Consider the following 13,370-nt stretch of genomic DNA (forward strand, 5'->3'; position numbering starts at 1 on the left):
GCCAGGTAACGCTTGGCGGCGCGTTGGGCTACCTGGACGCAACACCGGTGAACGAGTTCCGCCGGTCCCGCGGGCTTGGGTATTCGCTTGCGCGGGCGGGGACGCTGGAGACATGGAGACGACACCGCCCGAGGACGTGCTCGGCTGCCCGGTGCCGATCGCACGGTTCGTCGCGCGCACGGAGCTGGCGGTGGTCGCGCTGCAGCACGTGGTCGCATACCCGGGCGGCTGCGGTTTTGCCGTGCACCTGTCGGTGCGTCGGGGGTCGTTGTCCCAGCAGGTCTGGGACGGCATCGACAGCAGCCACGCGGGCGGATTCCCGGGCCCGGACGACGCGGGGTTGCAGTTCCGGGTCGACGTGGGCGCACTGACGGAGGTCGGCGGCGGGGCGAGCAGCGGCGACCGGCATTACCGGGGTGACCGGCAGCTGTGGCTGGCGCCGCTGCCGGCGGGGCCGGTCGAGTTCAGCGTGGAGTGGCGGAAGGTCGGTCTCGAGCGGACAGGGACCGTGATCGACGGCCGGGCGATCGCCGAAGCGGCGGCGAACGCCCAGCCGTACTGGCCTTGACGCCGAGGAGCGGCTACTCCTCGGCGTCCGCCCAGGCTTTCAGCATCACGCGGGCGATGGACGAGTTCCCCGGCAGGATGATCTCCGCCGCCCCGTCCGCGATGGGCGTCGGGCGGGCGCCTTCGTTCCTCAGCTGGCTGTTCGCGAACGCCTCACGCACCTCGGCGCGCGACACCCACAGCGCCTCTTCGATCTCGCCGTCCGCCGGCACCAGCGGCGCCGCACGGTCCGCCCGGGCCGTGAACCCCAGCATGATCGAACGCGGGAACGGCCACGGCTGGCTGCCCAGGTACCGGACGTCCGACACCCGAGCCCCGACCTCCTCGCGGATCTCGCGCAGGACGCACGCCTCGAGCGACTCCCCTGCCTCCACGAACCCCGCCAGCACCGAGTATCGCCCGGCCGGCCAGATCGGCTGGCGGGCCAGCAGGACGTGCGAGCCGTTCGTGCCCTCCAGCGAGTGGACCAGGCAGATCACCGCCGGGTCCGTGCGCGGGTACTCCTCGCGGCCGTCGTTGGTGCACTTGCTCGCCCAGCCGAACTGGATCAGCTCGGTCGGATGCCCGCAGCGCGTGCAGAACTTCGCCTGGCGGCGCCAGTTCCGCAGCGCCTGCGCCGTGGTGAACAGGCCCGCCGACGTGTCGTCCAGCAGGTCGCCGTAGCCGCGCAGCTCGACCCAGATCTCGCCGTCCGCGCTCGGGACCTCCTCGACGAACCCCCAGCTGCCCGCCATCTTCACCGTGCCGGCGTCACCCGTCGGGCCGCCCGGGAGCGACCAGTAGTCGACGTCCTGCCACTCGCCGAGGAACACCGCGTCCGGTGGCGGGGCCGCGCCGAAGTCGATCGCCTTGCGGAACGCCAGCACCGACGAACCCTCGACGACCGGGGTGCGCCCGGTGTCGTCCAGGAGGACGACCCGGGCGTCGGGCCAGCGCGACAACAGCCGCGAAGGGTTGGTGCGCAAGCCTTCCTGCCTGTCCACAGTGGAGCGGGACAGGGTCGGCAGCGCACCGAGGGTGAACGGGACGGACATCAGGCCGGCTCGCCCACGACGACGTCGCCGAGGGACAGCAGCTTGCGCTCCAGCACCGCCGCGTCGCCGACCACCACGCCGGTGAACCGCTTGGGGGCGAAGTACTTCAACGCCGCTTCCGCCACGTCCGCGGCGGTCACCGCCGCCACCCGCGCCGGGTGCTCGTTCAGCCACTCCAGGCCGAGCCCGGTCGAGGCCAGCGCCAGCACCTGCCCGGCCAGCCCGGACTGCGACGACGTCGAGGTCAGCAGCGAGCCGATCGCGTACTGCCGCACCGACTCCAGCTCGTCGCCGGCCGGCGGGACCTGGCCGAGGCGGCCCAGCTCGTAGCGGGTCTCCAGCAGCGCCGGGGCGGTCGCGTCGGTCGCGGTGTCCGCGTCGACGTTGACCACCGCCGTGCCGTCGGTGAACTCGAAGCCGGAGTGCGCGGAGTACGTGTACCCCTTGTTCTCGCGGATGTTCTCGACCAGCCGCGACGAGAAGTACCCGCCGTAGGCCAGGTTCGCCAGCTGCAGCGCCGCGTAGCCCGGGTCCGTGCGCGGCACGGTCTGCGCCGAAAGCCGGATCTGCGACTGCACGGCCCCGGCGCGCGGCACCAGCAGCACGTCCGGGCCGGTCAGGTCGGGCAACGGCGGGAGCCGGACGGCGGAGCGGTCCGAAGCCCAGCCGCCGAACACCTTCTCCAGCTCGCCGACGACCGCGGCCGGGTCGATGTCGCCGACCAGCACCAGCACCGAACCGCGGGCCTGCACCGACACCCGGTGCAGCTCGCGCACCTGCTCGGGCGTCACGACCGCGACGTCTTCGGCGCGCGGCACCTCGCGCGTCGCCGGGTGGTCGCCGTAGCGGTGCTTCTGCAGGGCCTCGCGCGCGATCGTGCGCGGCTGGGTGCGGGAGACGGCGATCCGCTCGACCAGCCGCTCCTTCTCCCGGGCGATCTCCTCGTCGGCGTAGGTCGCGCCGGTGAGGACGTCACCCAGCACGTCGAGGAACGTCGGCAGCTTCTCGGCGAGCGCGGACCCGGTCAGCACCAGGCGTTCCGGGTCGACGCCGCAGCCGATGTCGCCGCCGATCAGCGCCAGCTCGGCGTCGATCTCGATGCGGTTGCGGCGCGCGGTGCCGGTCAGGATCGTCTCGGCGAGCACCTCGGCGATCGCCGGGTGCAGGGCGTCGTCGCCGGCGAACGGGATCCACAGCCGCGCCTCGACCATGGGCACGGTCGCCTTGCGGACGGCCAGCACGCGCAGGCCGTTCGCGAGCTCGGTGTCCACATGCGACAGGTCGCCGGCGGCGCGCTGCTCGCCCAGCGGGGGCAGCGGGCGCGGGCCCCGCGCGGTGCGGCCGATCTCCTCGGCCGTGCGGTGCGTTGCAGAAGTCACTGCTCGTTGTTCCCTTCCGAAGCGGGCTTGACCACCAGCACGGCGCGCGCGTCCGGGCGCAGCGCCTTCGCCGCGGCCGACACGGCTTCCGAGGTGACGGCGGACATCCGGTCCGCGAGCCGGTAGACCAGCGAAGCGTCGCCGTAGAGCAGTTCGAACGAGCCGAGCGCGAGCGTCCGGCTCACCAGGCGGTCGTGCTCGGAGTGCAGGCTCGCCGTCCAGCGGGCGGTGACCTTGCGCAGCTCCTCCTCGCTCGGCGGGTTCTCGGCGATCTTCTCCAGCTCGTCGTCCAGCGCGGCGAGCACGCGCTCGCGCGGGACCTCGTGCGGGTGGATCAGGGTGACGGTGAAGGTGTCCGGGTCGCGGGCCTCGAACGGGCCGAACAGCCCGGCGCCGGCGCCGATATCGACGACCAGGGGCTCCTTGTGCACCAGCCGCTGCTGCAGCCGGGAGCCGTCGCCGTCGGTCAGCACCCCGGCGAGCACGAGGTAGGCCAGGTAACCGTCGACGTCGTTGATCGGGTCCGGCATCCGGTAGCCGATGCCGAGCGCGGGCAGCGGGGCGTGCGGGTCTTCGACCTCGCCGCGCAGCTCGGTGGTCGGCAGCGGCTCGGCGAACGAGGGCCGCTGCGGCGCGGGCCGGTGCGGGACGTCGCCGAAGTGCGCCTCGATCAGCTTCTTCGCGTTGTCCACTTCGAAGTCGCCCGCCACGGTCAGCACCGCGTTCGCCGGCGAGTAGTAGGTGTCGAAGAACGCGGCGCAGTCTTCGACCGTGGCGCTCTCGAGGTCTTCGAAGCCGCCGTAGCCGTTGTGCGCGTTGGGGAACGTCGAGTACAGGACCGGCGGCAGGGTGATCCACGGGAACCCGCCGTAGGGCCGGTTCAGCACGTTGAGCCGGATCTCCTCCTTGACGACGTCGATCTGGTTCGCCAGGTTCTCGGCGGTCAGCTTCGGCGCGCGCATCCGGTCGGCCTCGAGGAACAGCGCGCGCTCGAGCGCGGCGCTCGGCAGCACCTCGAAGTAGTCGGTGTAGTCCGGGTGGGTGGACCCGTTGAAGGTGCCACCGCTGGACTGCACGTGCCGGAAGTGCGCGAGCTTCTCCAGGCTCTCGGAGCCCTGGAACATCAGGTGCTCGAAGAGGTGCGCAAAACCGGTGCGCCCCTCCGGCTCGGAGCGGAAGCCCACGTCGTAGTGCACGCTGACACCGACCACGGGCGCGGTCGCGTCGGGTGCCAGAACCACGCGCAGACCGTTGTCTAGGGTGTATCGGACGAGCTCGGGATCGGCCATGGCCCCACCCTACGACGGGTCGGCACTTCTCGGCTGCCCGCCTCGTGAGTGGCGATTAGGGTTCTAACCCGAATTACCACTCACGAGGCTCTGGAGGCGACCACGGTGGGCCGCCGCGAGCACCCCCGTGAGGTTCAGCGCGAAGGATCCGGCCTGGTCAGGCGTGACGTCGCCGGCGTGCCAGTAGACCCGCGGCGGGTGGTCGAGCGCGCCGAAGGCGGCCACCCACGGGCCCAGTTCGCCCAGAGCTAACGCGTACGGCAGGCCGCGCGAGAACACGAGCTCCCGGTGCGGCTTGCCGAAGTCCTTCGCCCGCACCGAGCCGAGCTCTTCCGCGACGCCGCGGAGCCGCCGCGCGACCTCGGCGCCCGCCCGGCGGTGCGCGGGCAGCGCGGCCGACACCGCGACCGCGGCGGCCCCGGTGAGGGCGAGGAGGACGCCGAGCTGGGCGTACCCGACGGTCAGCGCGAGCAGGACGGTCAGGAACACGCCGTAGAAGACGACCCGGGTCCCGGCGCGCCCGAGCCGTCCGGTCGCGAGCCAGCCGCGGCCGACGAGATCGGCGTGCAGCTCCGCTCGTGGGATCTCGACGTGCCGCTGCCGCAGTTCGGCGAGTGTCACCGACTCCTCGGGGACGACGGCGTCGAAGACGGCACGTTCGAAGGCCGTCAGGTGCTCGTCGGGCGGGTTGCGGCGGGTCAGCGTGGGGCCGTCGCTCACCCAGAGGTAGTTGCGGACGGCCAGGTCGAGCACGGTCGCGGCCAGGTCGGCGGGCCCGGCACGGCCGTGCAGCAGCAGGCCGGTGTGCCCGGGCAGCACCCCGGCAGGCGACGCGAACTCCCCCGTCGCTTTCGCGTGAAAGCGACCACCTGGAACCGTAGCTTTCACGTGAAAGCTACGCCGGGCGAGGAGGACCCAGGCGGCCGCCGCCAGCAGGAGCGCGCCGAAGCCGGCCCAGGCCCAGGCGACCGGGGCAGTGAGCACGAACGCGCCGGCGATCGTCTTGGCGGGGACGAGTACTGCGTTCGCCGGGACGGTGCCCGCCGGCAGCTCGACGGTCGTGGTCATCCGCTGGCCCGCGGCCAGGTTCTGCTGGCTGAACCGGGTCAGCCCGGCGTGGTCGATCTGCGCGGCGCCGCACGGGAAGTCCGAATCCGGCGGCCCGGCGAGGCAGTCCACCGCCGCCGGGATCTTCGGTGTGGCGAAGGACGCGCGGAGGAACTTCAGCTCGGCGCTCCAGCCGCCGGCCAGCTCCCAGGTGACCCGGTCGCCGTCGACCGCACCGTCCACTGTGTACCGGACGATCGAGGTGCCCGCGGTCAGGTGGACGGTGAAGACGTCCTTGTCGACCGACGCCGTCCCGCTGCCTTCGAGGACGACGTCACGGACGCCGTAGACGCGGTCGCGGTGGTGCGGCGCCGCGACGCGCAGCGGGACCCGGCGGTCCATCGTCAGGCCGTTGGGCACGGAGACCGCCTCGGCAACCGACAGCGAGCCGTCGCGCTCCAGCTTGAGCTGGATCTCCGCGCTCTGCGGCAGCGCGGGCAACGGCGGCTGGTCGACCGGCGCCGCGGTGAGGAAGAGCGCCAGCGCCGCCGCCGCGAGCACGGTCAGCGGGACGCGGCGGCGCGGCCGGCCTCGGTGAGCAGCCCGTCGAGCGCGGTCAAGAAGGACGGGAAGCGCGTGCCGAAGCGGCGCAGGTCGCTGTCGGCCTCCATTCCGCCGTACCAGTACAGGCCGGCCGAGCCGTCCGACGCCGGGTTGAGCGCGGCGAAGGCGCCCAGCCAGCGTTCGGTGTCGCCCAGCACGACCGCGTACGGCAGCGACCGGGAGAACACCAGCTCGCGGTCGGCGGGCGGGATGTCCTCGGCCTTGGCGGTGTGCAGGTAGTCGAGCAGGCCGCGGACCTGCCCGGCCAGCACCCGGCCGCGCGCGGTGCGCGACGGCAGCAGCGCGGCGGCCGCGGCCACGGCGAGCCCGGCCAGGGCGACCGCGACGCCGAGCAGCGCGTCGCCGACCGTGAAGGTGAGCACCGCGGTGGTGACCAGGCCGAGCGCGAAGATCCCGGCGCCGAGCCAGGTCAGGCGGCCGCGAGCGGTGTCCGGGCGGCGGGAGAACCAGCGCTTGGTGACGACGTCGGTGTACATCGCGTCGCTGATCCGGCGCAGGTCGAGGCCGCCGCGGGCACGCAGCTGCGACACCAGGACCGTCTCGGTGCCCGGCGGCAGCAGGGTTTCGTAGACGGCGCGTTCGAAGTCGTGGAGGTGCTCGTCCGGCGGGTTGCGGCGGGCGAGCTGCCAGTCCTGGCCCGGCAGTTCGGCGAGCCAGAGGTAGTTGCGGACGGCGAGGTCGACGACGGTGGCGCTGATGTCGACGACGTCGACGGTCTCGTCGACGACCGTGCCGACCTGGCCGGGCAGCACCCCGTCGGGACTGGCGAAGAAGACGCGGTCGCCGTCGCGCAGCAGCACCTCGACCGGGCCGGTGGTGGTGTGCAGCGCGCCCGCGTCCTGCTTGCGGCGGCGCCACACGAAGAGCCCGCCGGCGACGAGGAACAGGAGCAGCACGGCGAAACCGGCGCCGGTCAGCGGGGTCAGCGCGAAGGCGCCTGCCAGCAGGCCGATGTCGGCGAACACGGCGTTGGCGGGTGTGGTGCCCGCGGGCAGGCCGACGAGCAGGTCGACCCGTTCGCCGGGCTGGACGTCGTTCTGCTCCAGGCGCACAACGCCGGTGTGGTCGAGCTCGGCGAGGGTGCAGCGCCGGCTCGAGCCGGTCGGGCCGGCGAAACAGTCCACAGGGGACAGCTCCGGCGACGGCGCGAGGAAGGAGGCGGTGAGCTTGGCCAGCGGGGCGTCGAAGCCGCTCGCGACCTGCCAGCGCGCCTGCTGGCGGCCGCTCTGGTCGGCGACGGCGCCGTCGACGAGGTAGGTGACGGTCGAGGAGCCGCCGGTGAAGGTGAGGACGAGCTGGTCACCGGTGAGCTGGCTGGTGGCGGCGCCTTCGGTCTTGACGTCGCGGACGGTGAAGACGCGGTCCTGCTCGTCCCCGGCGGCGACCCGCAGCGGCACGCGCGAGGTGAGCTGCTGCCCGCCCGGCACGGTGACCTTCTCGGTGACGGACAGGGAGCCGTCACGGAGGACTTTGAGGGCGACGTCGGCGCTGGTGCCGTCGGGAGCCGGCGGCTGGACCTGGTTGCCGTCGAGCAGCTGCGGCTTCTTGACGAGGTCACTCGGCGGGTTGGGCAGGGTGGGGCCGGCGGACGGCCCGGTCTGCGCGGCGGCGGTCCCCCCGATGGCCAGCAGCCCGGCCACCGCGGCGGCCGTCCCCCATTTCCTCAACACAGCACCACACACTAGAGCACCCGATCTATGCTGACGCCCGGAACGGCGAGATCACCGCAGGTACGCCGCTTTCGACGCGGAGAACGCACGGGGGGTTCCACTCGATGACGCAAGGCCCGCAGGGCCCGGGTCCACACGGCCCGGGTCCCCACGACCCGCGCCGCCCGCTGCCACCGGGGCGAGCGCCGCTGCCGCCGCCGGGGGTGCGGCCGTTGCCGCCGGGCCGGCCGGGGCAGGGTGGGCCGGGTGGTGCGCCGGGCCAGCAAGGCGGGCAGGCGCCCCACGGGCCTGGGCAGGGCGGGCAACCGGGGCAGGCGCCGAGTGGTGCTCCGGGCCAGCCACCCCAAGGCCCTGGCGGCGCGCCGGGCCAAGGGTCGCACGGTCCCGGCGGTGCGCCGGGCCAGCCGTCGCAGTGGCCGGGCGGTGCTCCGAACCAAGGCCGACCGCCCCAGGCACCCGGCGGATGGCCGCCGCCGCAAGGCATGCCCCCGCAGACCGCGCCCTACCCCCACGGCTACACCGGCCCGCCGACCGGCCCCTTCATACCGCCACCGGGCACTCCCCTTCCGCCGCCGGCTGCCGCCGCGCCGCCCGTCTTCACGCCCGGTTATGCCGGGCCGCCACCCGGGACTCCCTTCGGGCCGCGGTTCGCTCCCGGGTACCGGCCCTACGTCGCCAAGAAGTCCAACACCGGCGTCATCGTGGCCGTCGCGATCATCGGGATCGTCGCCGTCGTCGGGGGGCTGATCGCGGCCATCGCGCTCACCGGGGGCAACAAACGGCACGTCGCCGACGCCGGGTACTCCAGCACCTACCCGACCGAAACCACCGAAACGTCCGAACGCACCACCGAAACCACCCCCACCACGGAACGGACCACGTCCCGCACCTCCGAACGCGAAACCCCGACGACGTCCCAAACGCCGTCCGGCCCGCGCTCGGTCGCGCGCACCAAGGACAACCCGCTCTTCGAGGACGCGAACTACGGCCTGCAGAACGTCCCCTGCTCGCTGAGCCGCTGGGCGACCGACCAGAACAGCGTCCAGCGGTTCTTCCAGTCCGGCATCACCTGCCTCGACGCGATGTGGTCACGCGTCCTCGGCGCGGCCGGGCTGCCGTTCGAGTCGCCGAAGCTGTCGGTGCCGGGGTCGATCTCCGAATCCTCGACGCCCTGCGGCGGCGGGGGCACCACCACCGGCGTCACGCCGTTCTACTGCCCGAACAACACCACGATCTACATGCCGATGGACCGCATCGAACTGGACGTCTGGGGCAACCATCCCGGCCCGTACCTGTCGATCCTGGCCCACGAGTACGGCCACCACGTGCAGAACATGGCCGGCATCAGCGAGGCGTACGGCAACCAGCGCTACGACGCGGGCGCCGACTCGGCCGTCGGGCTGGAGCTGTCCCGGCGGATGGAGCTGGAAGCGCAGTGCTTCTCGGGGATGTTCCTCGGCTCGGCGTCGGTCTCCGGCGGCTCAGTCGACAAGAACATCTACAACGAGGCCTGGAACGCCCAGGACCGCGGCGACGACTACGCCCGCAACGGCAAGCACGACCACGGCAGCGCCCGCCACAACATCTCCTGGTGGCAACACGGCGCGACGACCAACCGCAACCAGCAGTGCAACACGTGGCTCTCGGCGTCCGGGGACGTGTCCTAGCGCCCCAATGTGGCCTTCGGTGCGTTCAGCTCGGCGGGGTGAACGGATTCTCGACGGCAGGAGCGCCCGACGGCGGAGTCGGCGGATCCGGCTGCGGAGCGGGGGCGAAGTGGCTCGGCGGCGCGAACGCCTGTCCCCGCGCAGCTTCGGGCTGCCCCGCCGCCGCAAAGCCCGGCCGCCCCGCCTGCCGAGCCGCATACGCCTGGAAAGCCCGGGCCTGGTCCCGCCGCCGCCGTTCCGCGAGCACCGCCGCCAGGAATGCCCACGGCGGCACCCCCGGCGGCATCGGCGTCCCCAAAGCGTTGCCCACCTGCTGCGCCAACCCCCAGCCGAGCGCCTCCGCGGCCTCCGGGCGCAGCTGACTGAAGCGCGCCAAAAACTGCCGGCTCGCCAACGCAAGATCGTCCGGCAGACGCGTCAGGTCGAGCTGCGCCGCCCAGCCCTCCAGGCCCGGCGGCATGCCGATCGCCGGGTAACCCGCGCTCTCCGGCACCCGCTCGCGGACCACCAGCGTCCCGGCGAGGAAGTCGCCGACGCGGCGGCCGTCGGAGGAGCACAGCGACACGATCACCGCGACCGCGCCGAACAGCCCGAGCATCCAGAAGTCCACGATGAACCCGGCGAGCCCGCGCACCAGCGCGTGCCGGAACCGGATCGGGCCGCCGTCGACGCGCACCACGCGCAGGCCCACGGCCAGCTTGCCCAGCGAGCGGCCGCGCGAGAGCGTCTCGAACAGCACCGGGTACCCGACCATGATCAGCACCAGGAACACCAGGATCAGGGTCAGCGCGAGCGCTTCGTCCGCGTCCGGCACCACGACCGTCAGCAGCAGGATCGCGCCCAGCAGCAGCACGAACTGCACGAGGACGTCCAGCGCCATCGCCAGGGCGCGGCTGGCGAGCTTGGCCACCCGCAGGTCCAGGACGACGGCTTCGCCGGTGACCAGCTCGGATTCCTCGTGCACGGGGCCCAGCGTAACGACGGATAGGGTGGTCGCGTGGATGTGGACGTGTTCGTCGCGGCGCACACGGCGGAGTGGAACCGGCTCGGTGAGCTGACCCGCCGGGGCGGAAAGCTGTCCGGGCCCGAGGCCGACGAGCTGGTGACGCTCTACCAGCGGACCGCGACGCACCTGTCGATCGTCCGGTCGGTCGCGCCCGACCCGGCGCTGGTCGGCCGGTTGTCCGGGCTGGTCGCGCGCGGCCGGAGCGCGATCTCGGGGTCGCACAACCCCGCTTGGCGCGAGGTCGCCCTGTTCTTCACGCGCCGGTTCCCGGCCGCGGTCTACCTGTCGCGACGCTGGTGGATCCCGGCCGCGCTGGTGTCGATCGCGGTGATGGCGGTGATCGCGGTGTGGGTCGCGCACGACCCGAACGTCCGGGCGGCGATCGACTCCCCGGACGGGTTGAACGAGCTGACCAAGCCCGGCGGCGAGGCCGAGAGCTACTACTCGACCGGGCCGGCGGGCTCGTTCGCGGCGCGGGTGTGGACGAACAACGCCTGGGTGGCGGCGACGTCGCTGTTCCTCGGCGTCGCGCTCGGCCTGCCGGTGATCGGCGGGCTCTGGCTGAACGCGCTCAACGCCGGCGTGATCATCGGCGCGATGAGCGCGGCGGGCCGCCTCGACGTGATGATCGGCCTGCTGCTCCCCCACGGCCTCCTGGAGCTGACGGCGGTGTTCGTCGCGGCGGGCACCGGCCTGAAGCTCGGCTGGACGGTGATCGACCCGGGCCGCCGTTCGCGGTCACAGGCGCTGGCCGAGCAGGGCCGTTCGGTGGTGGTGATGGCACTCGGGCTGGCGTGCGTGCTGTTCGTGACGGGAATCATCGAAGCGTTCGTGACACCGTCGGGTTGGCCGACGTGGGTCCGCGTGGGCATCGGTGTGGTGGTCGAGGTGGCGTTCCTCGTGTACGTCTTCACGCTGGGAAGGCGCGCGGCGAACGAAGGCGAAGTCGGCGATCTCGAAGCCCGGGACATCGGCGACGCCCTGCCCGAGTCAGCATAAGCACGAGCCCTCGAAGGCGATCGACGATCCGTCCTCCAGCCCCGCCGTCCCCACGAACCGGGCCTCGAACTCCCCCACCTCCGTCAACACGAGCTTCGGGCTCGACGCCGAACCGTCCGCGCCCGTCTTCACCGTCACCGTCTCACTGCCACCGTCGAAAACCAAAACATTCTTCGGACGTGCCGCCCGGACGAAGAACGTCACCGGGACGTCGGCCGCCGGCTGGCCGTTTTCGCCGATCACCCGGACCACGAATGGCACTCCCGGGTCCTTCGTCGCCAGGCGCTGGCCGTTGCCGGACAGGATCGCCAGGGTCCGGCCGCCCGCTGCCCACGTGTTCGCGATGCCCGTCAGGGAACAGACTTCCTGGTACAGGCGGGCGCCCGCGACCGCGCCTTCCGCCGTCAGACAACGCGCCGTCGCGACGTTCGCGATCTCCACCAGGCCTGGCAGGCCCGCCACGCGCCGCCACGCCTGGTGTTTGTCCTTGTCGTCGCAGGCCGCCAGCTTCACCGCGACGCCGTCGACCGGGCTCGCCGCGGCCAGGCACTGTCCGCTCTGGACGTTCGTGAAGTGCTGCCCGGCGTAGGTCCACTTGGCGCCCGGGTCGGCCGCGTCGGCCAGGACCGGCTGCCCGGACACCACCGCCAGCGACAGCTTGCCGCCGCCGTCGGCCAGGTAGACGGGAGCGCCGTCAGCCGTGGGCGCCGAAGAGATCGCCAGGGCCACCGCCATGAGCTTCCACATGCTTCGGGCTTAACAGGCCGGCCGGACGCCCACCACCGGAGTCACCCGTCAGAGCCGCCCGGCCGCCTTCAACGCCAGGTACCGGTCCGCCAACGCCGGCGGCAGCTCCTCCGGCACCGCGTCCACCACACTCACGCCGTGCCGCGCCAGCCGTTCGGTCACGCGCTGCCGCTCGGCCACCACTCGCGACGCCGACGCCGCGTCGTACACGGCTTCCGCGTCACCGCGGCCGGTCAGCATCTCCGCCACCCTCGGGTCCGCCACCGACGCGATCACCAGCTCGTGCCGCGTGGTCAGCGAGCCCAGCACCGGGAACAGCCCCTCCTCCAGCGGCGCCGCGTCCAGGCCGGTCAGCAGCACGACCAGCGAACGACGGCGGGTCCGCTGAAGCACCTCCGCGACCATCCCGCGCGCGTCCGTCTCCACCAGGGACGGTTCCAGCGGAGCCATCGCGTTCACCAGGGACGTCAGCAGCGCCGCCCCGGACGAGCCCTGCACCGCGGCCCGCAGCCGCCGGTCGTAGGCCAGCAGGTCGACGCGGTCACCGGCGCGGGAAGCCAGTGCCGCCAACAACAACGCAGCATCCATCGCCGCGTCGAGGCGCGGGGCGTCGCCGACCCGGCCGGCCGAGACGCGGCCCGTGTCGAGCACCAGCACCACGTGCCGGTCACGTTCCGGGCGCCAGGTCCGGACCATCACGTCGGCCGCGCGGGCCGTCGCGCGCCAGTCGATCGAGCGGACGTCGTCGCCGATCACGTACTCGCGCAGGGAGTCGAACTCCGTGCCCTGGCCGCGGATCAGCACCGCGTTGCGGCCGTCGAGCTGCTGCAGCCGCGCCAGCCGCGAAGGCAGGTGCTTGCGGCTGTGGAACGGCGGCAGCACACGAACCGTCCACGGCACCTCGTGCGAACCCTGCCGAGCCGCCAAACCCAACGGCCCCACCGACCGGACCGTCACCCGCGCCGCCGTCCGGTCACCGCGCCGCGACGGCTTCAAGGAGGTCACCACCGTCCGCCGCTCCCCCGGCGGCACGCGCACCGGATGCCGGTCCGACGCACCGGCCGAAGGCGGCCACGCGTCGCGCAGCAGCCCGCGCACGGTTCGCCCGCCGGGGTTCGCGACGACCAGCGTGACCTCGCACGGCTCGCCGAGCCGCACCGACGTGTCGCCGGACCGCCGGAAGGTCAACGGCCGCACGCTCCCGGCCAGCACGAGGTCGACGACCACGAGCAGCAGGAGCACCCCGCCGACCGCCAGGATCCCGGTGTCCGACGGCGCGAGCAGCCCGACCACCAGCGCGCCGAACAGCGCCAGCAGCCCGAGCCTTCCGGTGACGGCCAT

The 13,370-nt window shown here is 73.0% G+C and carries 11 protein-coding genes; 3 read left to right on the plus strand and 8 right to left on the minus strand.

The window, feature by feature from the left end; genetic code table 11:
* Window positions 1-112: 112 nt before the first annotated feature.
* Window positions 113-568, plus strand: coding sequence for a hypothetical protein (locus ACZ63E_RS09455; RefSeq protein WP_465335586.1), 456 nt, complete (start codon window positions 113-115; stop codon window positions 566-568).
* A 13-nt stretch (window positions 569-581) separates the two neighbouring features.
* Here ACZ63E_RS09455 and nudC read toward each other — a convergent pair whose 3' ends face one another.
* The 5 genes from nudC to ACZ63E_RS09480 form a co-directional block, all read right to left on the minus strand.
* Window positions 582-1,601, minus strand: a complete 1,020-nt coding sequence (nudC, locus tag ACZ63E_RS09460) for an NAD(+) diphosphatase (protein WP_465335587.1) — start codon at window positions 1,599-1,601, stop codon at window positions 582-584.
* Window positions 1,601-2,980: a M16 family metallopeptidase gene (locus ACZ63E_RS09465; protein ID WP_465335588.1), complete on the minus strand. Its 1,380-nt coding sequence runs from the start codon at window positions 2,978-2,980 to the stop codon at window positions 1,601-1,603. The genes nudC and ACZ63E_RS09465 overlap by 1 nt, the downstream gene beginning before the upstream one ends.
* Window positions 2,977-4,269 (minus strand): M16 family metallopeptidase, encoded by a 1,293-nt coding sequence (locus ACZ63E_RS09470; RefSeq protein WP_465335589.1) that lies wholly within the window; start codon window positions 4,267-4,269, stop codon window positions 2,977-2,979. The genes ACZ63E_RS09465 and ACZ63E_RS09470 overlap by 4 nt, the downstream gene beginning before the upstream one ends.
* A 63-nt stretch (window positions 4,270-4,332) precedes the next feature.
* Window positions 4,333-5,877: a DUF2207 domain-containing protein gene (locus ACZ63E_RS09475; protein WP_465335590.1), complete on the minus strand. Its 1,545-nt coding sequence runs from the start codon at window positions 5,875-5,877 to the stop codon at window positions 4,333-4,335.
* Between the two features lie 2 nt (window positions 5,878-5,879).
* On the minus strand, window positions 5,880-7,610 hold the full coding sequence (locus tag ACZ63E_RS09480) for a DUF2207 family protein (protein ID WP_465335591.1): 1,731 nt from the start codon (window positions 7,608-7,610) through the stop codon (window positions 5,880-5,882).
* A gap of 482 nt (window positions 7,611-8,092) precedes the next feature.
* Between ACZ63E_RS09480 and ACZ63E_RS09485 the strand changes: the two genes are divergently transcribed.
* The gene (locus ACZ63E_RS09485) at window positions 8,093-9,277 is read left to right on the plus strand and encodes a neutral zinc metallopeptidase (RefSeq protein WP_465335592.1); all 1,185 of its coding nucleotides are present in this window, start codon (window positions 8,093-8,095) and stop codon (window positions 9,275-9,277) included.
* A 25-nt stretch (window positions 9,278-9,302) separates the two neighbouring features.
* On the opposite strand, the gene ACZ63E_RS09490 is transcribed toward ACZ63E_RS09485, so the two are convergent.
* On the minus strand, window positions 9,303-10,241 hold the full coding sequence (locus ACZ63E_RS09490; protein WP_465335593.1) for an RDD family protein: 939 nt from the start codon (window positions 10,239-10,241) through the stop codon (window positions 9,303-9,305).
* Window positions 10,242-10,274: 33 nt separating this feature from the next.
* Here ACZ63E_RS09490 and ACZ63E_RS09495 point away from each other — a divergent pair, with 33 nt between their 5' ends.
* A complete protein-coding gene (locus ACZ63E_RS09495) occupies window positions 10,275-11,282 on the plus strand; it encodes a stage II sporulation protein M (protein WP_465335594.1) in 1,008 nt (335 codons plus the stop codon).
* Here the strand turns inward: ACZ63E_RS09495 and ACZ63E_RS09500 are convergent.
* Both ACZ63E_RS09500 and ACZ63E_RS09505 read right to left on the minus strand, forming a co-directional pair.
* Window positions 11,274-12,029 carry an RICIN domain-containing protein gene (locus ACZ63E_RS09500; protein WP_465335595.1) on the minus strand — a complete coding sequence of 252 codons (756 nt, stop codon included), beginning with the start codon at window positions 12,027-12,029 and terminating at the stop codon, window positions 11,274-11,276. The two genes, ACZ63E_RS09495 and ACZ63E_RS09500, sit on opposite strands and share 9 nt — an antisense overlap.
* A 48-nt stretch (window positions 12,030-12,077) precedes the next feature.
* The gene (locus ACZ63E_RS09505) at window positions 12,078-13,370 is read right to left on the minus strand and encodes a DUF58 domain-containing protein (protein ID WP_465335596.1); all 1,293 of its coding nucleotides are present in this window, start codon (window positions 13,368-13,370) and stop codon (window positions 12,078-12,080) included.

The organism is Amycolatopsis sp. NPDC104819, from assembly GCF_055583145.1.